Annotated in this window: 22 protein-coding genes; 16 read left to right on the top strand and 6 right to left on the bottom strand. The window is 47.8% G+C overall.

All coding sequences use genetic code 11. From position 1 onward, the window contains the following. Nucleotides 1-2 precede the first annotated feature (2 nt). Nucleotides 3-1,187: an HD-GYP domain-containing protein gene (locus tag D0C16_RS15165; RefSeq protein WP_304487118.1), complete on the bottom strand. Its 1,185-nt coding sequence runs from the start codon at nucleotides 1,185-1,187 to the stop codon at nucleotides 3-5. A 323-nt stretch (nucleotides 1,188-1,510) separates the two neighbouring features. Between D0C16_RS15165 and D0C16_RS15160 the strand changes: the two genes are divergently transcribed. After that, complete coding sequence (locus D0C16_RS15160) at nucleotides 1,511-3,145, top strand: diguanylate cyclase (RefSeq protein ID WP_151033133.1); 1,635 nt, start codon at nucleotides 1,511-1,513, stop codon at nucleotides 3,143-3,145. 125 nt (nucleotides 3,146-3,270) lie between these two features. Here D0C16_RS15160 and D0C16_RS15155 read toward each other — a convergent pair whose 3' ends face one another. Then, nucleotides 3,271-3,732: an outer membrane protein assembly factor BamE gene (locus D0C16_RS15155; protein WP_151033132.1), complete on the bottom strand. Its 462-nt coding sequence runs from the start codon at nucleotides 3,730-3,732 to the stop codon at nucleotides 3,271-3,273. Between the two features lie 78 nt (nucleotides 3,733-3,810). Here D0C16_RS15155 and fur point away from each other — a divergent pair, with 78 nt between their 5' ends. After that, nucleotides 3,811-4,218 carry a ferric iron uptake transcriptional regulator gene (fur, locus tag D0C16_RS15150; protein ID WP_151033131.1) on the top strand — a complete coding sequence of 136 codons (408 nt, stop codon included), beginning with the start codon at nucleotides 3,811-3,813 and terminating at the stop codon, nucleotides 4,216-4,218. 234 nt (nucleotides 4,219-4,452) lie between these two features. On the opposite strand, the gene recN is transcribed toward fur, so the two are convergent. Both recN and D0C16_RS15140 read right to left on the bottom strand, forming a co-directional pair. Further along, nucleotides 4,453-6,120 (bottom strand): DNA repair protein RecN, encoded by a 1,668-nt coding sequence (gene recN / locus D0C16_RS15145; protein ID WP_151033130.1) that lies wholly within the window; start codon nucleotides 6,118-6,120, stop codon nucleotides 4,453-4,455. Nucleotides 6,121-6,242: 122 nt separating this feature from the next. Further along, on the bottom strand, nucleotides 6,243-7,862 hold the full coding sequence (locus tag D0C16_RS15140) for a methyl-accepting chemotaxis protein (RefSeq protein ID WP_151033129.1): 1,620 nt from the start codon (nucleotides 7,860-7,862) through the stop codon (nucleotides 6,243-6,245). A gap of 438 nt (nucleotides 7,863-8,300) precedes the next feature. Between D0C16_RS15140 and grpE the strand changes: the two genes are divergently transcribed. The 8 genes from grpE (at nucleotide 8,301) to D0C16_RS15100 (ending at nucleotide 15,872) form a co-directional block, all read left to right on the top strand. Next, nucleotides 8,301-8,864, top strand: a complete 564-nt coding sequence (gene grpE, locus D0C16_RS15135; protein WP_151033128.1) for a nucleotide exchange factor GrpE — start codon at nucleotides 8,301-8,303, stop codon at nucleotides 8,862-8,864. A 193-nt stretch (nucleotides 8,865-9,057) separates the two neighbouring features. Continuing rightward, on the top strand, nucleotides 9,058-10,986 hold the full coding sequence (dnaK, locus tag D0C16_RS15130; RefSeq protein ID WP_151033127.1) for a molecular chaperone DnaK: 1,929 nt from the start codon (nucleotides 9,058-9,060) through the stop codon (nucleotides 10,984-10,986). Nucleotides 10,987-11,218: 232 nt separating this feature from the next. After that, a complete protein-coding gene (dnaJ, locus tag D0C16_RS15125; RefSeq protein WP_151033126.1) occupies nucleotides 11,219-12,337 on the top strand; it encodes a molecular chaperone DnaJ in 1,119 nt (372 codons plus the stop codon). A gap of 73 nt (nucleotides 12,338-12,410) precedes the next feature. Then, complete coding sequence (locus tag D0C16_RS15120; RefSeq protein WP_151033125.1) at nucleotides 12,411-12,806, top strand: Fis family transcriptional regulator; 396 nt, start codon at nucleotides 12,411-12,413, stop codon at nucleotides 12,804-12,806. Nucleotides 12,807-13,036: 230 nt separating this feature from the next. Beyond that, the gene (locus tag D0C16_RS15115) at nucleotides 13,037-13,369 is read left to right on the top strand and encodes a multidrug efflux SMR transporter (RefSeq protein ID WP_151033124.1); all 333 of its coding nucleotides are present in this window, start codon (nucleotides 13,037-13,039) and stop codon (nucleotides 13,367-13,369) included. A gap of 89 nt (nucleotides 13,370-13,458) precedes the next feature. Further along, the gene (locus D0C16_RS15110; protein WP_225318698.1) at nucleotides 13,459-14,277 is read left to right on the top strand and encodes a CPBP family intramembrane glutamic endopeptidase; all 819 of its coding nucleotides are present in this window, start codon (nucleotides 13,459-13,461) and stop codon (nucleotides 14,275-14,277) included. A 220-nt stretch (nucleotides 14,278-14,497) separates the two neighbouring features. Then, complete coding sequence (locus D0C16_RS15105; RefSeq protein WP_151033123.1) at nucleotides 14,498-15,235, top strand: PEP-CTERM sorting domain-containing protein; 738 nt, start codon at nucleotides 14,498-14,500, stop codon at nucleotides 15,233-15,235. A gap of 127 nt (nucleotides 15,236-15,362) precedes the next feature. Then, nucleotides 15,363-15,872 (top strand): DUF6622 family protein, encoded by a 510-nt coding sequence (locus D0C16_RS15100; RefSeq protein WP_151033122.1) that lies wholly within the window; start codon nucleotides 15,363-15,365, stop codon nucleotides 15,870-15,872. Between the two features lie 90 nt (nucleotides 15,873-15,962). Here D0C16_RS15100 and fghA read toward each other — a convergent pair whose 3' ends face one another. Further along, on the bottom strand, nucleotides 15,963-16,811 hold the full coding sequence (gene fghA, locus D0C16_RS15095; protein WP_151033121.1) for an S-formylglutathione hydrolase: 849 nt from the start codon (nucleotides 16,809-16,811) through the stop codon (nucleotides 15,963-15,965). 206 nt (nucleotides 16,812-17,017) lie between these two features. Beyond that, on the bottom strand, nucleotides 17,018-18,127 hold the full coding sequence (locus tag D0C16_RS15090) for an S-(hydroxymethyl)glutathione dehydrogenase/class III alcohol dehydrogenase (RefSeq protein ID WP_151033120.1): 1,110 nt from the start codon (nucleotides 18,125-18,127) through the stop codon (nucleotides 17,018-17,020). 133 nt (nucleotides 18,128-18,260) lie between these two features. On the opposite strand from D0C16_RS15090, the gene D0C16_RS15085 reads away from it, so the two are divergent. From D0C16_RS15085 to D0C16_RS15065, 6 genes are all read left to right on the top strand, one after another. Beyond that, nucleotides 18,261-19,154, top strand: a complete 894-nt coding sequence (locus D0C16_RS15085) for a LysR family transcriptional regulator (RefSeq protein WP_151033119.1) — start codon at nucleotides 18,261-18,263, stop codon at nucleotides 19,152-19,154. 409 nt (nucleotides 19,155-19,563) lie between these two features. Beyond that, nucleotides 19,564-20,553 carry a type IV toxin-antitoxin system AbiEi family antitoxin gene (locus tag D0C16_RS15080; protein ID WP_191968502.1) on the top strand — a complete coding sequence of 330 codons (990 nt, stop codon included), beginning with the start codon at nucleotides 19,564-19,566 and terminating at the stop codon, nucleotides 20,551-20,553. Next, the gene (locus D0C16_RS15075) at nucleotides 20,516-21,364 is read left to right on the top strand and encodes a nucleotidyl transferase AbiEii/AbiGii toxin family protein (protein ID WP_151033117.1); all 849 of its coding nucleotides are present in this window, start codon (nucleotides 20,516-20,518) and stop codon (nucleotides 21,362-21,364) included. Before D0C16_RS15080 ends, D0C16_RS15075 begins: the two co-directional genes overlap by 38 nt. Before the next feature lie 54 nt (nucleotides 21,365-21,418). After that, entirely contained in the window at nucleotides 21,419-23,059 is a 1,641-nt protein-coding gene (locus tag D0C16_RS24480) for a type I restriction-modification system subunit M (RefSeq protein WP_225318697.1), read from the top strand. After that, nucleotides 23,056-24,021 carry a hypothetical protein gene (locus tag D0C16_RS24475; protein WP_225318696.1) on the top strand — a complete coding sequence of 322 codons (966 nt, stop codon included), beginning with the start codon at nucleotides 23,056-23,058 and terminating at the stop codon, nucleotides 24,019-24,021. The genes D0C16_RS24480 and D0C16_RS24475 overlap by 4 nt, the downstream gene beginning before the upstream one ends. Before the next feature lies 1 nt (nucleotide 24,022). After that, entirely contained in the window at nucleotides 24,023-25,213 is a 1,191-nt protein-coding gene (locus D0C16_RS15065; protein ID WP_151033116.1) for a restriction endonuclease subunit S, read from the top strand. The last annotated feature ends 4 nt before the right edge of the window (nucleotides 25,214-25,217 follow it).

The raw sequence follows: 25,217 nt of genomic DNA, 5'->3' as shown, positions 1-25,217 counted from the left end.
TATCAGCCCGTACCAGACCAGAGCAAATCAAGGTTTTTAAAACCCCAGTCATCGGGTGATTCGCGCCCGATGATTTTTTCCTTGCCTTGCAGTACAGCAAGATCTAGGACTTCCTGAATGATTGGCATTTTGGTTTTGGCAGAGAAAAATATTTTTACTTTGGGCATCAGCAGCGAAGCGTCATTTTGTTCGATCACTACCGCCAAGCGCCCGCTTTCCAACCGAACCAGCGAGCCTGTGGGATAAATACCCACGGTTTTCACAAATGCCTGGAATACTGCTTCATCAAAATGCCCCTTGCTCCACTCCGCCATCTTGCGAATTGAGTCAGCGGGAGACCACCCTTTTTTGTATGGACGGTTGGAGGTAATTGCATCATAGACATCGCACACCGCGCCCATCTTGGCAAACAGGCTGATGGTGTCGCCTTTTAATCCAAATGGATAACCGGTGCCATCGACTTTTTCATGGTGGTGTAGGCAAACATCCAGCGCCATTGCCGGCACCTGGTAATTTTCAATTAAAATCTTGGCACCCAGTTCCGGGTGGGATTTCACTATCGCAAATTCCTCATCCGTTAACTTGCCCGGCTTATTCAGTACTTTCAATGGGATGCCCACCTTGCCGATATCGTGGAGCAATCCGGCCATGCCGGCATTGCGTACGGTTTCTTCATCGAGGTTTAGTTGGCGTGCCAAGGCGATCATCAGTGCACAAACGGCTACTGAGTGCAGGTAGGTATATTCATCGGCAGATTTTAATCGGGCCAGACTGATCAGGGCGTGAGGTTGGCGCAGCACAGATTTGGATATTTCATCAACCAGCTCGTGCGCCTTTTCTACTTGAATCGCTTTGCCCATGCGGACATCACTGAACATTTCAATCACGGCTTCTTTGGCACGATTGCACAAGCGCGCCGCTGTTTTTATCTCTTCATCCAGTGACGCGCGTTCCAGATTGCCCGGCTTTTCGGCTTCCAATAGCAAAGCTTCTGCTTCCGAGGCGACTTCCGCTTCTGTTTTACCGGCGGTTTCATCACAGGCATCAAGCCCTTGGCTGACATCTATCCAGAGCTCTTTAATACCGCTGGCGAGAATAGCGCGCAGGTCTTTTTCATCTTCCAAAAGAAAGCGAGTTTTCCAAAAGGGATGTTCCATCCACGAGCCACAGAATTCGCATATGAACATGCCGAGCTTTATGTCTTTGACTGCGATTCGTTTTAGCATGAGATCCGTGCGGTAGGTCCGTAAAAGATTGGTAGCGTTTGGCTGAGTATAGTCAGGCTTTAATTGAGAACTGGCTCGCGATGACAGAATTTTTTTCCCGATAAAGAAAGGTTCTTATGCTGAATTGCAGTCATGGGTGGCTTGATGTAAGCCAACCAGTGGCTAAATCGTTATTTCGCACCTATTATTCAGGCTAATGATTCGAACGACGTCGGGCGAGAATTAACAGGCGGGTATTTGTGTTGGCCAATAAGAAATCTTTCCCTTAAACAGGCTGCTTTCTCATGGACAAAAATGCTGACATAGCAGCTAAACTCCAGGCATTACGCGACGACTATGCCCAGCGCTTGCCCACTGAATTGGCGCAGCTGCGTATTCTGGTTAATGACCTTATCGATCCCGAGTTGCGCACTCCTGCGCTCACCCAGCTTAACCACCGCTTGCATAAACTGGCGGGTTCTGCCGGTAGTTTTGGTTTTACCGATTTGGGTAAACAGGCAAAAAAACTGGAGCTGCAAGCCCAGGAGTGGTTGGCGAACGATCACCTGGATATGGGGATCTTGCGCGTGTTTTCAGTCGCTGTTTCTGCCCTGGGTGGTGATTTGCAAGCTGAGCGCAATAACAAAGCTGTGCCTTTGATTAGTCACACCTCAGTGCAAAAAACTAACACCCTGATTTATGTGCTGGAAGATGACCTGGATATTGCCGAAGAGGTCTGCATGACCTTGCGCCACTTTGGTCATCAGGTCGAGCACTTTGCAACTATCGCCGCGGCCGAGACAGAAGTAGTGCGTCGTGCGCCGGATTTTATGATTTGCGACATAATGTTTATCGAAGAGGGGCGCGAGGCACCGGAAGCGGTGATGATCTTGCAGCAGCATTTACCTGCTCCTATCCCGGTTATTTTTGTTTCGACTCGCACGGATTTTGACGCCTATCACGCCGCGGTTAAGGCCGGAGCAGTGGGGTATTTTGTTAAACCCTTAGATATTATTCGCCTGGTCGATTGTTTTGAGCATTATCTGGATCGCAATCGCAGTGCGCCTCATCGGGTGTTAATCATCGATGATGATCTGGCGCTCGCCGAGCACTACAAACTGGTGCTCAATGCGGCGGGGATTCACGTGCAAATCAGTAATAACCCCCAGGTTATTTTCGAGTTACTGCAGGATTTCCACCCGGACCTGATACTGCTGGATATTAATATGCCTGGTTGTAACGGCATAGAACTGGCGCAGGTAATTCGCCTGAATCAGGATTGGTTGCGGGTTCCTATTACCTACCTTTCATCCGAGCAAGATGTCGAAAAGCGCGCGCTGGCGCTGGCTAGGGCGGGCGACGACTTCCTCAGCAAGCCTCTGAATGATCGCGAGCTGGTTTCTGCCGTTACCACCCGTGCGGCACGCAGCCGGCAGCTCAGCGAGGCGTTGGATCGCGATAGTTTGACGGGTTTGCTTAAACATTCGCGTATCAAAGAGCAGGTAGATATTGAACTCAGTCGCACGGTGCGCGGTGGTGGGGACTTGAGTGTGGTGATGCTGGATTTGGATCACTTCAAACAAATTAATGATACCTATGGCCATCCGGCGGGCGACAAGGTAATTAAAGCCATCGCGCATTTGCTGCGCCAGCGATTGCGCAAAACGGATGCTGTAGGGCGCTATGGGGGTGAAGAGTTTGTCGCGGTATTGCCTCGCTGCGGAAGGGATGAGGCGGTAATGCTGATGGAAGATGTGCGTAGGCGATTTCGTGAGATCAGCTTCAGCGCAGGAGAGCGCACGTTTAATGTCACCCTGAGCGCTGGTATTGCTGCGTATCGCCCGGACATGGAGCGGGCAGATCAACTCCTGCAGGAAGCGGATGCCGCGCTCTATCGTGCCAAATCAGAAGGGCGAAATAAGCTATGCACCAATAGCTAGGTTTTACATTTTATTACCCGTGCCTCGCTCCATGGGCATCATTAGAGTCGCCGGGTAACGGTAGCCGAACCCGTTGTTTCTACCCCTAATAAAAACGCCCGGCTAAGCGGGCGTTTTTATTGGTATTAATATTTCTTTTCCGGCTCTGGTGCTGTGGGTGGCGGAGCGCTACTCTCTTCGGTAGGAACCGGCACATCACGGTTCATATCATCCAGGTATTTTTCGGACTTCTCCCCGCTCAGTGGTGCCTTGCCAGGCAGGTAATCACCTTCGGTTTTCACAAGCTTGTCATTTTCAAAGTAAACGGTGTAGAGATATTGGGTAATCTCGCCCTGAGAGCCGCGGCGTACGCTGTAGGGGTAGTCCCAGCGGTCATCATTAAAGGTATCTGGTACCAGGCTGTTGCCGAGCACAAAGCGCACCTGACGTTTTGACATACCCAGTTTTAACTGGGAAGCCATCTCTTCAGTAATGATATGCCCCTGTTGGATACCTACTTTATAAACACCGGGAAAGCGGAAGCTGGAGCAAGCGCTTAGACTGGTTGTGACAATCAGGGCCAGAAAAATGCGGCTGGCTAATTTCATACGAGGGCTTCCACTAACAAAAATGAACGCGGATAATACCCGAACCACAGGAATACTGAGAAGGGTTTGGGGGAAATAATGGCTGACGGTAACCACGAGCTGCGCAAGGCTGGCCTTAAAGTCACTTTGCCGCGAGTTAAGATTTTGCAAATGTTGGAGTCCTCTGAACAGCATCACATGAGCGCGGAAGATGTATACAAAGCGCTGATGGAGCAGGGTGATGACGTTGGTCTGGCAACTGTGTACCGGGTGTTAACCCAGTTTGAAACAGCTGGTTTGGTGGTTCGTCACAACTTCGACGGCGGTCATTCAGTGTTTGAAGTAGCGCGTGGCGAGCATCACGATCACATGGTCGATATAGATGCTGGCACTATCATTGAGTTCCATAATGATGAGATTGAAGCACTGCAAAAACGTATTGCCGCTGAATACGGCTACGAATTAACGGATCACAGTCTAGTGCTTTACGTGCGCAAAAAGCGCTAAGTTATATGAAGATTGCGAGAAAGAAGTGTTTTGAGGTGAAAAACGTTAGAACTTGGCCGCAAAAACGAGTATTGTTAACTGGTTCGACTTTTATACCGATTTTTTTGAAAAGTTTGCTGTTTTTGAAAGAAACGTTAGTGTTTTGATGTAGGAAACGTTGATTTGTATTACTGCTTGAGGGCGCGTTTATCGCGCCCTATTTGTTGATAGTCCAGGCAAAAAATAGTGCACAAATTAAAGCGCCAACATTTCCCGGGCATGAGCCAGTGATTGTTCGGTTACCTTTAGCCCGCCCAGCATACGTGCGACTTCTTCCACTTTGGATGCGCCATCCAGCTCAACCAGTGTTGACTCAGCCGATTTCTTATTGGCAGTTTTAACCACCTGCAAGTGTTGATGCCCCTTGCTCGCCACTTGCGCCAGATGGGTCACGCAAATTACCTGACCGCGCTCGCCTAACTGTCTTAACAACTGACCAACCACATCGCCAGTGGCACCGCCTATTCCCACATCGACTTCGTCAAAGACCAGCGTGGGAATGGCCGAGGTTTGTGCTGTAACTACCTGGATGGCAAGGCTGATGCGTGACAACTCGCCGCCCGAAGCGATTTTCCCCAGAGGGCGAGGGGCTTGGCCGGGGTTGGTGCTGATGAGAAACTCCACTTCTTCCAGACCGTTGGCGCCGGGCTTGTCACCCAGTGGGATAAGGCTGACGCTGAACTTGGCGTTTTCCATGGCCAGTAACTTGAGCTGTTCGTTCACTTGCTTTGCCAGGCCGTTGCCCGCCTTGGTGCGCTTGGCGGAAAGTTGGTCGGCGAGTTGGCGATAGGTTTTCTCCGTCTGGGTGACTTGCTGCGCGAGTTGGTCGAGTTTGGCATCCCCGCCTTGCAACTGCTCCAGCTCACCACTGAGTTTATTGACCAAGTCCGGTAATTCCTCCGCCTGAATACGGTGTTTGCGCGCGAGGTCGTAAATGGCCGACAGGCGTTCTTCTACATGTTGCAAGCGCTGCGGGTCGAGGGTAAAGCTATCGATGTGCTGTTCGATTTCATGTTGGGCCTCTTCTACCTGGATCTGCGCGCTAGTGAGCAGCTCTTCAGCGGTTTTCAACGCGGCCGATTTCTCCGGCAGGCCGCGCAAGATATGCAGCGCACGGTGCAGATTGACCCCCAAACCTTGCTCTTCATCACCACAAAAGGCTGCCAGTTGTTGGCTGCCACGCAATATTTCCTCCGCATTGGCCAAGCTGCGTTGCTCGGCTTCCAATTTGGCCTGCTCGCCCTGTTGTAAACCAAGCTGCTCTAATTCTTCTACCTGATAGCTCAACAACTGGAAACGGGCATTGACCTCGGCCGCGTTATCGCGCAGGTGGAGAAAATGTTCCAACCGGCTCTGCCACTCGCGCCATGCCTGGCGCACCTGTTTAGCCAATTCAGTTTGACCGGCAAATTCATCTACCAGGCGGCGATGAGTATCTTTGACCAGCAGGGATTGGTGCTCATGTTGGCTGTGAATATCTATCAACATTTCGCCCAGGGTTCGCAGCTGTTGAAGGGTGACTGATTGGCCGTTGACATAAGCTTTGGATTTGCCGTCGCTGGCTACCACTCTGCGCAGCAGGCATTCGTGCGGGTGATCTGCCTGCTGCAGGTCGTTACCGAGCAACCATTCGGCAGCGGCCGGTATCTTACGTGTGTCAAAGGTGGCACAGATGTCGGCGCGGCTGGCACCGGTACGCACCCGCTCGCCATCAGCGCGGTCCCCGAGCGTCTGTCCGAGGGCATCTAGCAAAATGGATTTCCCCGCACCTGTCTCTCCGGTTATCACAGTCATACCGGGTTTTAAATCCAGGTCGAGATGATCAACCAGGGTGAAATTTTGGATATTCAGGTGAGTGAGCATAGGTCGTCCGTCGGATCGCTAAAAGGGAGGCACCAATTAAAAAGCCAGACGCGATTGGCTAATCGCTATCTGGCTGTTTATACAGTATTTGGCATTAAAGAGGCAAGCTTGCCCAACGATCCTTAAAAGCGGAAGCCCTCCAATTTACGGCTCAGTTCATCCGAGGCATCGCGGATTTGCTGGGAAGCGAGCAATGTACCGCGTGCAGCATCCTTGGTGCCGAGGGATGATTGTTCCACATGACTGACGTATTCCAGAATCAGGCTACTGGCCTGCACGTGTTCGATCAGCGAGCTGCCTATGTGGGCCACCATCTTGGCCACCTCATCAGTTTCCATGCGTACACTCTCTACAATTTCGCCCCCCTGGCGAGTTTGGGCAATGCCGTCCTTCAGTTGGGTGACCATATCATCCATATTTTGCTTGGCGACGCGGCTGGAGTTTTGGACGGCAGTGATGGTATCGCTAATTTCTGTCGTTGCCTGGGTGGTGCGCTGTGCGAGCTGGCGGACTTCATCGGCCACCACCGCAAAACCGCGCCCCTGTTCCCCGGCGCGCGCCGCTTCAATCGCGGCGTTTAGTGCGAGCAAGTTGGTTTGGTTAGCGACTTCGCTGATCACGGAAATCACCGCCGAAATACTGCTAATACGTTGGGCGAGATCGTCGATACTGCTTTGGGTTTGGATAACGCTGTTGTCTATCTCCACAAAACTTTTTACGGCGCTGGAGATCAGCTTCTGGCCCTGGTTGGCGGTCTTGGAGGCGTGGTCCGTTTGATTGGTCGCAACCTTGGCCTGCTCCATGGCGTCTTTAGTTTGCATATTGAATTCTTCTGCCGAGGAGGCAATTTTTATGGTGTTGGCACTTTGGTCTTCGGCCATGGCGGTACTGGTTTCCGCCTTATGGACTATGTCATCACTGATTTCATGGAGGCGTGACACCATTGCTGAAATACTGCCGAGCATATCGCGCAGTGCGTGGCGCATGCGCACCACTGAGCCGTAAATACTGTCCTCGGGAGCGGCGTGAGCGTTGCGTTCGGTCAGGTCACCGCTGGCAACGGCTCGTACGAGCGTTAACACCTCTTTCAGCTCAGCGCCCAGGCCAGTATCCAGCTTGCGAGCAAACATGACCACGGGTACCACGATCACCAACATCACCAGAATACAAACACCTAACTGCCATTTGGCGGTCTCCCAAAAGCGGGCGTTGACCTCGTTAAAGCCAATGCCCGTACCTACTACCCATTTCCAGCGAGGCGACAGCTTGGCGATGGACAGCTTTTCTTCAATCGAGCCATCGGCTTGTTTTTGCGTCCAGTTGTATTTGGCAGTTTGCCCCTGAGCCTTGCCTACGGCTTTTAATAGTATCTCGCCTACGCTGCGGCCGTTTCCGTCCTTAAATTCATGAAAGCTGGTCCCGTGTAGCTGCGGGTCGAGTGGCGCGGCGACGAAATTCATCTGTTCGTCGGCGACATAAACGTATTCGGACTTGTGATAGGTGTTGTTGCGCAGAATTTGGGTGGCGATTTTCTTGGCGGTTTCATCATTCATTTCACCGCGGGCTGCCATCTGCTCCATTTGGATTACTGTGGCGTAGGTGCTGTTGAGCAGCTGCTCTACCCGCGCGGCGTTATCCTGGTTGGATGAGTAGCGAACCGTAAACAATCCTATCAGCATCATTCCCAGAAGGCCGAGCAGGATTTGGGCGGAGACAATCCAGATCTTAACGCGCAATGACATGGTAATTAACCCTCTGGGTGGCGAACTTATGAACAGGTGTTTCTCGACGATAGGTTGAATGGACAACGTTGTCAAATGGTATTTACGCCAATAAGCCAAGTATTTTTATGGCTTGGGTTGCCGTTGTTTTCCGCTGAAGCGAATCCCTTTTTTGGCGCATTATTCAACACTGTGTGTGCGAACTTGGCGCAGTTTTTTGCGCTGCTCCGATGGTTCCTGACGATAAAGGCAAACTTGAGTATAGGTCTAATTTTTCGCCTATCCGGTGATCATTTGCGTTAGTTAGTGATCAGGCTTTTCCATAAAAACTTTAGCGCCAGCGCTTGAATCCCTCTGTCTTAGCCCCATATAGCCCACACTGTCTGAATAGGCACCCTGATTTGGTTTTAGCAAGTTATACCGGCGGCTGCGCCGCCCAACCAGTGATTGGAGAACACAGTGTCAACCCAAGATTACACCGACATTCAAAATGCAACCGAACCCCAGCCAGCGGCCGAGGAGCAGGTGCAAGCAGAAGCAGCTGACGCAGGTATTGAAACCCTGCAGGCTCAATTGGCAACCCTGGCAACTGCCTATGAGGCAGCCAAAGAGCAGAGCCTGCGCGCCCAGGCTGAGGCGCAGAATGCCCGTCGCCGTGCCGAGCAAGATGTAGAGAAAGCCCACAAGTTTGGCCTGGAGAAAATGGTCAACGACCTGCTGCCAGTTGTCGATAACCTGGAGCGAGCGCTCTCATCAATCGATGCCAGCAATGAGGTTTTTGCAGCAATCGCGGAAGGCATTCAGCTCACCCACAAAACTTTTGTTGATGCACTGGCGCGTCATCAGGTCCTGGTAGTGAATCCGCAGGGCGAACCTTTCGATCCGAATTTGCATCAGGCGGTTTCTGCGGTGCCCAATCCGGATGTCGAACCAAACACGGTGATCAATTGTTTCCAGAAGGGTTACACCCTGCATGGCCGTCTGGTTCGTCCGGCGATGGTAGTGGTGTCCAAGGCTCCTTAGCAGCTAAAACCCACAGCGTTGGTAAGGATTTTTTTACGGCGCCACTTGAATTCAAATCCGGTGCGCCAATATAGAAAACAACTGCAAACGAAAGCGCAAACACCCAGTGTTTGCGCGACTAGAGCAAGTCATTAACATTCAGTGCTCGCCTGTTCGGGCACTCAGCAACAAACAGATTTTCAGGAGCAGCACCATGGGTAAAATTATCGGCATCGACTTGGGTACCACTAACTCTTGCGTTTCCATTCTGGAAGGCGGCACGCCCAAAGTTATTGAAAACGCTGAGGGTGATCGTACAACGCCTTCAATTATCGCGTTCACTAACGATGACGAGATTCTTGTTGGTCAATCTGCCAAACGTCAGGCAGTTACCAATCCGCACAACACCTTGCATGCGGTTAAGCGCTTGATTGGCCGTAAATTCAAAGATGATGTAGTGCAAAAAGATATTTCCATGGTGCCCTACAAAATCGTTGCGGCTGACAATGGCGATGCTTGGGTAGAAGTGAAGGGCGATAAAAAAGCGCCGCCACAAATTTCTGCTGAAGTGCTGAAGAAAATGAAGAAAACCGCTGAAGATTATCTCGGCGAAAAAGTCACTGAAGCAGTAATCACTGTTCCAGCGTACTTTAATGACTCACAACGTCAAGCGACTAAAGATGCAGGCCGCATCGCCGGTCTGGATGTAAAGCGCATCATCAACGAGCCGACTGCTGCTGCATTGGCTTACGGTTTGGATAAAGGTGTAGGTGATCGCACTATCGCGGTCTACGACCTGGGTGGTGGTACTTTCGATATTTCTATTATCGAAATTGCTGACGTTGATGGCGAGCATCAATTCGAAGTGCTTTCTACCAACGGCGATACTTTCCTCGGTGGTGAAGATTTCGATATGCGCTTGATTGAATTCCTGGCGGATACCTTCAAGAAAGATACCGGTATTGATTTGCACAATGATCCACTGGCGTTACAACGTTTGAAAGAAGCGGCCGAAAAAGCCAAGATCGAATTGTCATCCAGCCAGCAAACCGAAGTGAATCTGCCGTACATTACCGCGGATGCAACAGGTCCAAAACACCTGGTGGTAAAACTGACCCGCGCGAAATTGGAATCATTGGTTGAAGACTTGGTGACCAAATCCATGGAGCCAGTAAAACAAGCGATTAAAGATTCCGGCAAATCTATCAGTGACATCGATGATGTAATTCTGGTGGGTGGTCAAACCCGTATGCCGTTGGTGCAAAAGGCAGTGGCGGATTTCTTTGGCAAAGAAGCGCGCAAAGACGTTAACCCTGATGAAGCGGTAGCGATTGGTGCAGCAATTCAAGGTTCGGTATTGTCTGGTGATACTACCAATGTATTGTTGTTGGACGTAACTCCGCTGACTCTTGGTATTGAAACCATGGGCGGTGTAGCGACTCCATTGATTGAGAAAAACACCACGATTCCAACCAAGAAATCGCAAATTTTCTCAACTGCCGATGACAACCAAACTGCAGTAACTATTCACGTGGTGCAAGGTGAGCGCAAGCAAGCGTCGCAAAACAAATCACTTGGTCGTTTTGACCTGAGTGACATTCCGCCTGCACAGCGCGGAATGCCGCAAATCGAAGTAACTTTTGATATCGACGCTAACGGTATTTTGAATGTAAGTGCAAAAGACAAGGCGACGGGTAAGGAACAATCTATCGTGATCAAAGCCTCTTCCGGTTTGAGCGATGAAGAAATCCAGAAAATGGTAAAAGATGCTGAAGCTAACGCCGAGGCAGATCGCAAGTTCGCCGAAGTAGTGGGCGCGCGCAATACTCTGGAAGGTTTGATCCATGCGACTGAAAAAACTTTGAAAGAAGCGGGTGATAAAGCCACTGCGGAAGAAAAATCAGCCATCGAAGCGGCGCTGACTGAAGCGCGCGATGTAGCCAAGAGTGAAGATTTAGCGAAGATCGAAGCGGCAACTACCAAATTGACCGAAGCATCAGGTTCACTCGCGCAAAAACTTTACGCTGAGCAACAAGCAGCGGGTCAAGCGGGTGCTGCGGGTGCACAGCAAGCCGGCGGCAGCAAGCCAGCGGACGACGGTGTGGTAGATGCCGAGTTTGAAGAAGTGAAAGAAGACAAATAATTCGTAGGATGGGTGGGGCGCAAGCGATACCCTTCAATGAATTTGGAAGTAAAACAACAAATGCGGGCTTGCCCGCATTTGTCATGTAAGAATCAGGCAAATGTAGCCCCTATGGAGCCTAACGGAATACGGGATACTTTTTGAATGTTCAATCCCGTATTACGCCAGGCTCCGTACGGGCTACGATGAAAATTTTTGAAATGTACTGCGCATTTCTTTTAGCGGTGTAACCATGTCCAAACGCGATTACTACGAAATCCTCGGTGTCAAAAAAGATGTTGATGCCGCTGAATTGAAAAAAGCCTACCGTCGTGTAGCCATGAAATTCCATCCGGATCGCAACCCGGATGATCCTAACGCCGAAGAAAAATTCAAAGAAGCTAACGAGGCTTACGAAGTTCTGTCCGACGAAAACAAGCGCGCGGCCTATGATCGCTATGGTCACGCGGGCGTAGATGGCCAATCTGGTATGGGCGGCGCTGGTGGTTTTGGCGGTGGTAACTTCAGTGATATTTTTGGCGATGTATTCGGTGATATTTTTGGTGGCGGGCGCGGTGGTCGCGGTGGTCCGGCGCGCGGTTCCGATTTACGCTACAACCTCGAATTAAGTTTGGAAGATGCCGTAAAAGGTACCAGTGTTCAAATTAAAGTGCCTACACTGGTTTCCTGTAAAACCTGTGATGGTTCCGGTGCAAAAGCGGGCAGTAAACCGGTCACCTGTACTACCTGTGGTGGTCACGGCCAGGTGCGTATGCAGCAGGGCTTTTTCTCGGTTCAACAAACTTGCCCCAGCTGTCGTGGACGCGGCACTATTATTTCTGACCCCTGCAAATCCTGTAGTGGCCAGGGTCGCGTAGAAGAAACCAAAACCCTGCAAGTGAAAGTGCCAGCGGGTGTGGATACCGGCGATCGCATTCGCTTGTCCGGCGAAGGTGAAGCGGGTGCAGACGGTGGTCCGAGCGGCGATTTGTATGTTCAAGTGCATGTGCGCGAGCATCACATTTTCAAACGTGACGGCGCTGACTTGTATTGCGAAGTTCCGATTGATTTTGTCGATGCTGCACTCGGCGGTGAGCTTGAAGTTCCCACGCTCGATGGCCGCGTAAAATTAAAAGTCCCGGCCGAAACCCAAACTGGAAAATTATTCAAACTGCGCGGTAAAGGCGTAACGCCAGTGCGCGGTGGTGGTGTCGGCGATTTACTTTGCCGCGTGGTAGTAGAAACCCCGGTAAATCTCACCAGCAAACAAAAAGATTTGCTCAAAGAATTCCAGACCACCATGAAAGGCGGAAAATACTCCCCCAAACAGTCCAGCTGGTTTGACGGTGTGAAGAAGTTTTTTAATGAGTAATTGAGCTTAAAAAAGCCGACCCGATAAGGTCGGCTTTTTTTATTAAGGTAAAAAGTTTAAATACAAGAATACGATGAAGCTAAGCAAAACCAATCAAAAACTCGATAACAATATATGCAAGTCGTTAACCGTTGCTTGCGAATCCTTTTTAGGTGATATCGTTGGATTTTCCTGGTTGACCCATCGCGTGAATTACACCAACTTTCCCGGAAGTTTAGTAGTCACTTGTGTTTTTAATACCGATGAAGATATTGAGACTATGTTGGCGCTTAAGCAAGATGAAATCTTGCGTGCAACCATACAAAAACAACTACTTAAGGTGGGCATAGTCGTAAAAAATATTAAGCAATGTGTACGTTTTGATAGTGAGCAAGCCTGTGAGCTTCAGCACGGTGGGCAATGGTCAGATCGTTTGGCGTTAAATAACCCAAAGTACAAGCCATGGGAAAGCGCGGTCATTAAGCATTGATAAAAATCTGCTGAAAAGCACCAGGCAACCATGAAGGGCGGAACGTATTCATTCCAAACAATCGGGCTGGTTCACTGGGGTGAAGCAAATATCTAACGAGTCACTTAAAAGGCCGATCAAAAGATCGGTCTTTTTCATTTGTGTGCAGAATTTTATAAATATCACAAGACTGTTTCTTCCCTGTTTCAGATGCGACAATCTTTTAAGGATTAATAACTGAGGTGCTGGCCATGAAGAGTTGGTTGTTTTTAGGAGTTGCAATTTTTTCTGAAGTGATCGCGACCTCCGCGTTGAAAGCGAGTGAAGGTTTTTCTAAAACTACGCCTTCTATAGTGGTGTTGGTTGGCTATGGATTAGCGTTTTATTTTTTATCGCTTACCTTAAAAACAATTCCGGTCGGAGTTGCCTACGCTGTTTGGTCGGGTGTGGGAATTGTAGGGGTTAGCATTATTGGTTTTCTGGTGTTCAAACAGAAACTGGATTTTCCGGCGCTATTGGGAATGGGATTTATCCTGACTGGTGTTTTGATTATGAATGTGTTTTCAAAATCGGTTGCGCATTAGGTGAGTTCCAAATGTGCGGGATATATTTTCAGTGTGTTGGGTGTCGCTGCGCTTAGTCTTCGCGGCCCGGCACAGCCTAGGGTATGTAGATGTTAAATATTTTTTCAGAAAAAATAACGGCAGGATTTTTGGTTGCAACTGTTGCCGCTTTGGTTTTATTGCAATGGCTACCGCTGGTCAATGGAATTGGTTTGTTAGGTGTTGCCGGATTGGCGGGTTTTGTTCGCAAGGATAGTGCGAATCGAAAATTAAAAGCGATACTGTTTTTGTTGATGGTGCCTTTGGTGTTTTGGGTGGCGACTTTTCGCTCGGAAGGATTTAATTATCCGCTATTGTTAAGCTTGCCTGGTGCTGAAGGTCAGCTGACACGCTACGAACTGTTTGTTAATTTTGCTAAAGCATTGGTGGGTTTTACATTGTTGTATTTGTTATGGCAAAAATTGCGCGAAGGAGAATTTGTCGCGCGGTCGCGTTATTCATTTTTAGTGGCATTGCTAGCGCCAGTATTGATTATTGCGGTGGCAATTCCGGTGTTGGGTTTGTATTTGCAACCCAAAACTATTGAGCAGATGGTGTTGTTTGGTTTGGGTAATTTGTTGATTGTTTGTGTGGCAGAGGAGGCTTTTTTTCGCTTTCTGTTGCAGCAGCCACTGCGCAATGCAATTGCTGGTATGACCGCTAACCGCGGGGTGCAGGAATTAATACCCCTGCTATTGGTAACTGCGATATTTGTGGCGATTCATTCCGGTATCGGTGGTGCGGCAATCTGGGTTTACGCGTTGGCCGGGTTTTTATATGGCTTGAGTTATACACTGAGTAAAAATATCTGCTACCCGATTATGATTCATTTCTTTGTTAATCAAATCCATTTTTCCTTTTTAACCTATCCGTTGCCTGCGGTTGGTTAGGTGTTCTTTTATCAAGCTCCAATATCATTAATAAATGTGACTTTTTATTGGTGTTGTTCGGTGCGAAATTTATCAATTTATTGCGAGCTATATTTGCGCTTAGGATAGTGTTGTTATTTTAGGTGCCGCGAGGAAACAGAATATTTCCGTATATTACATGTGTCGATAGCTGTATGAATCGACTGGTTTTTTCTAATAATTTATAAACGGAAACTTTTCTATGAACGCAAAAAAACTGTGTTTGCTGGCGCTGTCCAGTTTAATGTTTAGTCTGCCTTTTGCTTCCCAGGCTGCGATTATTGACGGCACCTTTAAGGCAAAGGTGACGAGCGGTGATCCTCAGCCAGGTTTGTGGGGTGATATTTTGGGTGAAACGGTTACTGGCACATTTTCCTATGACTCTGATTTGAAGTTCGCACTGTCATCCGGTTCGAATGAGGTCAGATACATCCGTAATGATGCCAATGCATTCGTCAATATGACGATCAATATTGCGGGAAACACCTTCGATATATCTCATGATTACACGGATAGGCTGGGCATTGAGCGCGCATCTGATTTCGTTATAGTTAAAGATGCCTTTCCTTCGGTCGCAGAAGATTCAGATTATTTCATGGTATTGGACGCCCTGATGCTGGGTGATTTCGGTGCTGAGTATCTTGAATCAACACTGTACTTTTACTTGTGGGAAGCCGGTTTGGATACCGTAAAAACCCTGGATGTTGAGCAAGCGTTTCATTGGGTTAGCGGTGGCAATGACGCATCGGGAGGTTTTGGGTCTTTTTATTACAATTACAATATTGATGGCGTTTCCAGATTTTCATTTGTAACTATGGATTTGGAAGAAGTAACCGCTTCCCTACGCACATCGTCTGTGCCTGAGCCATCACCTTGGGTGCTCTTGGGCACTGCATTTTTAGGCGTTGTATTGCGACGTAAATTGCAGGTTTTACGTTAAGTGTAAAACCTTTTGCTTACCGCTTGGGAATACCAAGCGGTAGTTATTATGATATTTGTAACTTTTGGTTTCAGGTTTTGCGCTTTAGTCTATGTACTAACAGGGTCCACCAAATAAGGAGCAATTCATGCAGCAAATATTAGCGCACACCCCGGCCTGGGTGTTTGGTTTATTGCTGGGGTTGATAGTGCTCGGGTTGCAGCAGGCGCGTAATCGGCAGGTTAAACTTTGGTTGGCTTATTTGTTGCCCTCGGGTATGGTGATTTTATCACTGATAGGTGTTACGTCTAATTTCGGTGTGCAGTTGGTAACTATTTCGCTGTGGATGGCAGGGCTATGTGCAGTGGCGTTGCTGGGTAATCATTTGTTGCCGGTAAAAAATCTTCGTTACTTCGCTGAGTCAAATCGATTTTATATTCCTGGTAGTTGGATTCCGCTGTTGGTAATTCTGGCGATATTCTTTACCAAGTATGTGGTTGCAGTACTTTATGCGCTGGGTAATCCCATTACTGTGCACACCGCATTTATGCCTGTGCTTTGTGTTGTGTATGGCGGGTTTAGCGGTTACTTCGTGGCGCGTGCGCTCTGTTTGGTGCGGGCATCGCGTACGGGTAATGAGTTGTTGCCAGCCAATTAATGTCTAATTAAACATGACGGCGCACAATAAATAAATGCCAACAAAAAAGGACACAATGCGGTGTCCTTTTTTGTTGCTGGTGGGAAAATCCTAATTGGCTTGTAAATGCTGTGCGTGGTAACGCAAGTGATCATCAATAAAACTGGCAATAAAATAATAGCTATGGTCATAGCCCGCATGCATGCGCATGGTGAGAGGGTGATGATAATCGGCGCAGGCTTTTTGCAGTGCATCCGGCTTTAATTGTGACGACAAAAACTGGTCAGCGTTACCTTGATCAATAAACAAAGGCTGTTTGGATTTTCCACTGGCAATCAGGTGGCAGGCATCATACGCATTCCAACTATCCTCATCATCGCCTAGATACCCACTAAATGCCTTTTTCCCCCACGGACAATTGACTGGATTGCTAATAGGTGCAAAGGCAGAGATGGATTGATAGCGACCAGGTGAGCTTAGCGCAATTACCAAAGCGCCGTGACCGCCCATGGAATGACCGCTAATAGATTCTTTACCATTGAGTGGAAAGTTCTCGTGCACTAACGCGGGTAATTCGGTCGTGATGTAATCAAACATGCGGTAATTATTTTGCCAGGGCTCTTGAGTCGCGTTCAAATAAAATCCGGCGCCGGTGCCAAAGTCGTAACTATCTTCCTCGCCCGGCAAATTCAAACCGCGTGGGCTGGTGTCCGGGCAAATAATCGCTATCCCTAATTCGGCTGCCATTTTTAGCGCGCCGGCTTTCTGCATGAAATTTTCATCGGTACAGGTAAGGCCAGATAGCCACCAGAGCAGTGGAACTTTTTTGCTGTCTGCTTGGGGCGGCAAATAAATGGCGAAAATCATCTCGCAGTTTAAGGTCGGCGAGAAATGTTTAAAGCGTTTGTGCCAGCCACCAAAACTTTTATTGGCGGCAATTTCAGTGAGTTGAATCGACATGCTTGCTCTCTTATATCCCTGTGTTATCACCCTGTTGCGTGCGCAAGCAGGGTGTTGGTGTATGAATGTAATAGTTGATTAACACGCGGGTGAATAATGTATTAATACTGCAATGATTGGTAGCACGGTGATTAATCATACTGTGATTAAGGGCGCTGTAATTAATGGCGTTGTGATTAATAGTGCCGTGATTAACAGTGCCGTAATTAATAGTGCAGTACCGTGCGAATGCTTTTACCTTCGTGCAATAAATCAAATGCCTCGTTGATTTTCTCGAAGGGCATATCGTGGGTAATAAATTCATCAATCTTAATTTCGCCGTTCATGTAGCGCTCTACATAATCGGGCAATTGGCTGCGGCCTTTTACACCGCCAAACGCCGAGCCTTTCCATACGCGGCCGGTGACCAGCTGGAATGGGCGAGTCGATATTTCCTGGCCGGCACCGGCTACGCCGATAATAATCGATTCGCCCCAGCCTTTATGGCAGCACTCCAGCGCCGAACGCATGACGTTTACATTGCCGATACATTCAAACGAGTAGTCCACCCCGCCATCGGTCATATCGACAATCACTTGCTGGATGGGTGCAGAATGATCTTTCGGGTTTACAAAATCTGTTGCGCCGAACTGGCGGGCCAACTCAAATTTGTCCGGGTTAATATCAATGGCAATGATGCGTCCAGCTTTAACCATCTGTGCACCTTGAATCACAGCAAGGCCGATTGCACCCAGGCCAAACACCGCAACAGTAGAGCCCGGCGTAACTTTCGCGGTGTTTACTACGGCACCAATTCCGGTGGTCACACCGCAGCCGAGCAAACAAATTTTATCGAGCGGCGCACTGGGCGATACTTTGGCGAGCGATACCTCTGGCAGCACGGTGTATTCGGAAAAGGTCGAGGTACCCATGTAATGGAAGAGTGGTTTGCCGTCCAATGAAAAGCGGCTGGTGCCGTCGGGCATAACTCCCTTGCCCTGAGTGGCACGCACGGAGCCGCACAAGTTGGTTTTGCCGGAAAGGCAGAATTTGCACTTACCACATTCAGCGGTGTAAAGCGGAATCACATGGTCGCCCACTTTTAGACTGGTAACGCCTTCGCCAACTTCCTCAACAATGCCCGCGCCTTCGTGGCCCAGTACCGCCGGGAACAGGCCTTCCGGATCGGCGCCGGACAAGGTGTAAGCATCAGTGTGACAAACACTGGTGGCGACAATGCGCACCAGAACTTCGCCGGCCTTGGGGCCTTGTACATCAATTTCGGCGAGTTCCAGCGGTTTGCCTGCGGCGAGGGCGATAGCAGCACGTGATTTCATATCAGTTTCCTTGGTTAATGGGAGGTTTATTCATCGCAATCAATAAACCCGAAAATAGTGCGCTCAGTGTAGACTGCGAATTGAATTGCAATAAGCCGTTTAAAAATCACTTAATTGTTGCTATGGAGCAATAATGCAGCATTGGGAAAGGGTAGAAGGTTTTGTTCAGGTGGTGCGCCACGGCAGTTTTGTCGCGGCCGCGCGCTACCTGCAGGTGTCCAGCTCGCACGTGAGTCGATTGGTTAGCCACTTGGAGCAGCAGCTGGGAACGCAATTGCTTTACCGCAGCACGCGCCAGATTCGGCTGACCGAGGCGGGTAACGTTTACTACGAAGCTTGCCGGCAGTTGTTTGATGGTGTGCGCGACGCAGAATTATTGTTGCAACAGCATCAGGGCTTGCCCTCGGGAGTGCTTAAGATCACGGCGCCCGCCACCTTTGGCGATAAATATATCGCCCCGCTGGTGAATGACTTTCAACTTCGCTATCCACAATTGAAGATCAATATGTACTTCAGCAATCGCCAGGTAGAGATGATTGAAGAGGGCTTCGACTTGGGTATCCGTATGGGTGTGCTGCGCGAATCCACCTTGGTTGCACGCCGCCTGTGTGATAGGCGTGAATATATAGTCGGCTCACCTGATTACCTCGCCCGTATCGCCCCGCCCCAGACTCTCACGGATCTCGAACGCCATAACTGCTTAATTGGAACGCGCGGTTATTGGCTAATGCAGCAAAATGGTCAGCGCAAAGACATCAATGTTCATGGTAATTGGCAGGCGAATTCTGGCCCGGCACTACTCGATGCGGCGCTCAAAGGCCTGGGGTTGGCGCAACTGCCGGATTATTACGTAGATGAACATCTCGCTAGTGGTAAGTTGGTGGCGGTACTCAATGAATTTCAATCAGCGGAAATGGGCGTGTGGGTGGTTTACCCGCAACAGCGGCACCTCGCGCCCAAGGTGCGTCTGTTAGTTGATTTCCTGGTAGAACAATTCAAAACGGGAATCGCGGGATTAGAGTTTTGATGCGAGCCCCAAATGCGAGCGCTAAGGCTCGCATTGCGGGCAATACGAGTTTATTCGATGTTTTGTACTTGCTTATTGTTCTCTTTTGAGTGTGCTTAAACATCAATAGATCATGTGTATTTTCTGGTTTCTATTAGCCTTCCTTTCACCGCTTTTACCGCCATTTTGATTTTCTTCTTCTATTCCAGCAGTGCACTTTAAGCTTAGAGATAAGCCCAGACCCGTTTTGGTTGCTGAGCTCACCGGTTCCTAGCTGAACCTCTTTTTGTTCAAATTTTTATATTGTTCATGATTCATGAACATGATATTTTTGCTGAACAAATGGCCGCCAGAGTGTTCTTACGTGCCCAACTCCTCAGAATCTCACATAGTGACGCAAGCCCTGTTCGCCCTAAAGGGGGAGACTGGGTTGGATTTTGCGCTAAGTAAACAGTTGCCCACTGACAGTGAGACTGACTATTTAATAAAGACGCCCTCACAAACCCTGGCAGTTGAGGTTAAGCGAAATATTAGGCCTGCACACCTGGGTGCGATTATTCAACACATCAAAAAGCTACAGCCTCTTGGGGTGCTGGTTGCTGATTACCTGAACCCCAACATTGCCAAAGCACTGAAAGATAATGATGTGCAATACATGGATGCCTGCGGTAATAGTTACCTAAATTTACCTCCAATCTACGTGAACATCTCTGGCCAAAAGCCAGCAATGGAAACCAAACAAACAAAAAGTAGAGCTTTCGATACCAGCGGGCTCAAGCTTGTCTATGGTTTTCTGTGTGACGAGACATTAATAAACGCAAGCTATCGCGAAATATCTGGAAAAACCGGAGTCGCTTTAGGGGCTATAGGGAAACTATTAACTGATTTGAAAGAGGCGGGTTACCTAATAAACCGAAATGACCTCAAGTGGCATAGCCTAATAAATCGCCGCAAGTTATTAGATCGCTGGGTAGAAGCCTATCCTGAAAAATTAAAACCAAAACTATTTGTTGGTGAATTTATCAGCGATAACGCCAATTGGTGGAAAAACGTAGAAATTGAAAAATACGACGCTTATTGGAGTGGAGAAGTTGCTGCGGCTAAATATACCGACTACCTGCAACCACAGGTTATTACAGTCTATGTGCCTGAAAAATCAGTGGGCAAACTTTTTGCAACGGCGCGATTACGTAAAGCGAATAACTCTATAGAAAACACGAGTGGCTTGATCAAAGTTTTCAGACCTTTTTGGCCAGAAAATAATAACCACAACAATGAGTATCCAAATTACCTAAGAAAAGACACCGTTCATCCCATACTCATTTACGCCGATTTAATCGCTTCGGCAGATAGCCGCAACTTAGAAGTCGCAAGGATGTTATATGAAAGCACCATTGCTGAATATATCGGCGAAGATTGATCCCGCATTGGCGAGTCTCTGCGAGATCGTTGCAGAGTGTGCCGTGCAATTACAAATACCTTACTTAATAGTAGGTGCGACTGCGCGCGATATGGTTTTGCACTATGGCTTCGGCGCTAAAATACAACGAGCCACCGCCGATATTGATTTTGCGTTGCAGGTTCCCACATGGGATGCCTTTACCGCCTTAAGAATGGAGTTAATAGCAAATAATTTTTCCGAAACAAGAAAAGTACATTGCTTAATCGCGCCAAACAATTTGCCCATCGACATAATTCCGTTTGGTGATCTAGCCGATCAAGACGCTAAGGTTCAATGGCCGCCATCTGGCGACATAATTATGAACGTGCTCGGCTTTCAAGAGGCATTAAATAACGCAAATACAGTTCGTCTTAGAGATGCTCCCATACTTGATGTGCCTGTTGCTTCGCCCGAGGGAATGACAATACTCAAGTTGATTGCATGGACTGATCGTGAGATAGAGCAGCGGAATAAGGATGCGAAAGATCTTGCATACTTGCTTACGACCTACGAAAACATTCCAGTCATTTCAGATCAGTTATATGGCGAAATAACGCTTATGGAGCTCTACGGTTGGGATCTAACCCTAGCCAGCGCCCATCAGCTAGGCATCAATGTAAAACAAATTACCTTGCAACAAACCTATGTTGTTATTGCAAACTTACTGAACAATCAGAGCCCAAGATTAAAACTGGAGCGCTTAATAAATGAAATGAGTGAAAATACCACTCTCCAATACGCCCGCCATAATGCGCTTATAAGTGCTTTTGCTGCCGGTTTCTTGAATTGAACCTTGAGTGTTAATGCTTATGCTCTGCATAGGCGTTAGGGAATTTTTTGAATTATGAACAAACAACAGCTCGCCGCCAAAATCTGGGAATCCGCCAACCAGATGCGCTCCAAAATTGAAGCGAATGAATATAAAGACTACATACTCGGTTTTATTTTTTACAAATACCTCAGCGATCAACTCGTGCAGTTTGTGCGCGACCAAGGTATGACGGCTGATGATATTAAAGCCTTAAATGAAAGCGATACTGAAACCGTTGAGTTTATCCAAGGTGGCCTTGGTTACTTTATTGCCTACGGCAATTTATTTTCGACCTGGGTTGACCCTAAATTCGACTTTGATGAATCTAATGTGCGGGATGCACTTTCTGCATTTAGTCGGCTTATTCATACCAAGCACAAAAAATTATTTGAAGGTATTTTCACCACGCTTGAAACTGGCTTAAGTAAACTTGGTGAAAGTTCCGGTAAACGCACCAAAGCCATTAGCGACTTGCTGCACCTGATTAAAAGCATCCCCATGAATGGCAACCTGGGTTACGACGTGCTGGGTTATATTTATGAATATCTCATTGAAAAATTTGCCGCCAATGCCGGTAAAAAAGCCGGTGAGTTTTACACCCCGCACGAAGTCTCGGTGCTCATGTCGCTCATCATCGCCCATGAACTCAAAAATAAAGACAAGATTCGCATCTACGACCCAACCAGTGGCTCAGGCTCTTTGCTGATCAACATTGGTAATGCCGTAGCGCAATACGCTAAAACCAAAGACAGCATTGAGTATTACGCGCAAGAATTAAAAGCCAACACCTACAACCTAACGCGCATGAATTTAATCATGCGCGGCCTTAACCCCGACAATATCAAAACCCGCAATGGCGATACGCTGGAAGAAGACTGGCCCTATTTTGATGAAAACGATCCGCTCGGCACCTACCAAGCCCTGTATGTAGACGCGGTTGTCTCTAACCCGCCTTACTCGCAACAGTGGGACCCAAGCCATAAAGAGAGCGACCCACGCTATTCACGCTTTGGTTTAGCACCCAAAACCAAAGCGGATTTCGCGTTTTTATTGCACGATCTTTACCACCTGAAACCCGATGGTGTTATGACCATTGTATTGCCCCACGGTGTGCTGTTTCGCGGCGGTGAAGAAGGTGAAATTCGCAAGCATTTAATTGAAAGCGACCATATAGATGCGATTATCGGTTTGCCCGCCAATATCTTTTTTGGCACTGGCATTCCCACCGTTATTTTGGTATTAAAACAAAAAAGAAAAAATAGCGATGTATTAGTTGTGGATGCCTCCAAGCACTTTATAAAAGAAGGCAAAAACAACAAGCTGCAAGCCTCCGACATCAAGCGCATTGTGGATGTGGTAATCAATCGCGAAAGCCGTCCAAAATTTTCGCAAGTGGTGAGCAAGCAAACCATTCGCGACAATGGCTATAACTTAAATATTCCGCGCTATGTAGATTCATCCCCCGCTGCTGAAAGTTGGGACTTGCACGCCACCATGCTTGGCGGCATACCCAATAGCGAAATTGCCGAGCTGCAAGATTATTGGCAAGCCTTGCCGAAACTGCACAGCACACTGTTTACCGCTAAATCATCGGCTTACAGTGAGCTGGCCAGCGCACTTGCCACCGAAAAAAGTGCAGTGAATGCCGCTATTACCCAGCACCCGCAGTGGTGAGTTTTATTAAGGCTTACGACCAAGCCTTTAAGGGGTTTGATGAACACCTGAACACGCAATTAATTCACGGTTGGCAAACCCTAAACCGCAACCAACAAGAAGCCGAGTTAAGTGTTGAGCTATTTAAGCGCTTGGAACCTATTGCACTGATTGATAAATACCAAGCCTACCAACTGCTCAACAACCAATGGCAAATCATCAGTGCCGATTTGGAAATGATGCAAACGGAAGGCTTTGCGGCGACTAAACAAGTTGACCCCAATATGGTGATCAAAAAGAAAGACGGCAAAGACACAGAAGTGCAAGACGGCTGGAAAGGCCACATACTGCCGTTTGAATTGGTACAAAAAACACTATTGGCTGATGACTTGCTCGCCTTAGAAAAACAGGAAAACCGCTTAGCAGAAATTGCCAGTAATCTGGAAGAAATTCTGGAATCACTCAGCGAAGAAGAAAAAGAAGGTGAGGCCGTAAAAGAAAGCAAAGACGGCTTTGCCAATGCCGAAGTAAACAAAGCCGCCAAGGCCTTTTTGAAAGAACAAAAAGACAGCAAGATTAAATATGCACAAGAAAGCTATGAAGCCAAACTGATTCGCGCTAGCAAATTAATAGAAGAAGAGAAAGACCTGAAAAAAGCCGTAAAAGAAGCGGCCACGGCGCTGCACCTGAAAACCAAAACCACCATAGAAGGTTTGGCAGACGAGCAGGTGAAAAACCTTTTACACCTAAAATGGATTGTTCCACTGTGCAATGAGTTAGCGGCTATACCAACGAGCGTCATCACCCAGCTCACCACCCAAGTACAAAAGCTTGCGGATAAATACGCGTTGACTTATTCGCAAGTGGCGAATGACATTAAAACCACCGAGCAAGAATTGGCAGACATGTTAGGTGAACTCACCGGTAATGAGTTTGATATGCAGGGTTTGGCCGAACTCACCAGCTTGTTGAAGGGCGAATAAGATGAGTATGGTTAAAAATGTGCCGCAGATTCGCTTTGCGGAGTTTACTAGGGAGTGGAATGACGTAAAGATTGGAAGCGTTTTAGCTGAAATAAAGCGGCCCGTCGAACTTATGGATAACGAAAACTATCAGTTGGTAACAGTTAAGCGCCGCAACGAAGGCGTTGTTCCCAGAGCTATTCTTAAAGGGAAAAATATATTAGTTAAAAATTATTTTTCAGTTAAGGCCGGTGATTACCTGATTTCAAAGCGGCAGGTTGTTCATGGTGCTAATGGAATTGTGCCAAACAGTCTTGATGGTGCAGTCGTATCCAATGAATATCTTGTTGTCACCGATAGTTATGACTTAACAGCTAGGTTCTGGACTGTTGCCTCAATAAGACCTGAAATGCACAAGTTGTTTTTTATTAGCTCCTATGGGGTTGATATTGAAAAGTTGGTATTCGACGTTGTTGATTGGAAAAACAGAACAATTGTTATTCCACAGGTAACCGAGCAGAAAAATATAACTGACTACTTCCAAAAGCTCGACAACCTAATCAACCAACACCAACAAAAGCATGACAAGCTCAGCAACATCAAAAAAGCCATGCTGGAAAAAATGTTCCCCAAACAAGGCGAAACTATTCCAGAAATTCGATTTAAGGGGTTTGGTGGGGAGTGGGTAGAGAAAGAGTTCTCCGATATAGCTACCAGAGTATCAACACAACATCAAAGTACATATCTACCTTGTGTTGAATACGAAGATATAGTTGCAGGTAAAGGACGATTTAATAAGGATATACTTCAGAAGAAAATCGTTAAAGCTGGCTTAAAGTTTGAAGTTGATGATGTCTTATTTGGTAAATTACGACCATATCTAAAAAACTGGTTTTTAGCTGACTTTGAAGGAATTGCAGTTGGCGATTTTTGGGTTTTACGCGCCGATAATGTAACAAGTACGTTTCTATTTTATTTAATTCAAACCAATAAATTTGAATTCATTTCAAACCTATCGGCTGGCTCGAAAATGCCTCGTTCTGATTGGGGGCTTGTCTCTTCTTCGTGCTTTTATGTTCCAAATGATATTTCAGAGGGCAAGAATATCGGTAACTATTTCCAAAAACTCGACACCCTTATCAACCAACACCACCAACAAATCACCAAGCTCAATAACATCAAGCAAGCTTGCTTGAGCAAAATGTTTGTGTAGCAGG

It is taken from the genome of Cellvibrio sp. KY-GH-1, from assembly GCF_008806975.1.
Lineage (GTDB): Bacteria > Pseudomonadota > Gammaproteobacteria > Pseudomonadales > Cellvibrionaceae > Cellvibrio.
This window is presented reverse-complemented; position numbering and strand designations above follow the sequence as displayed.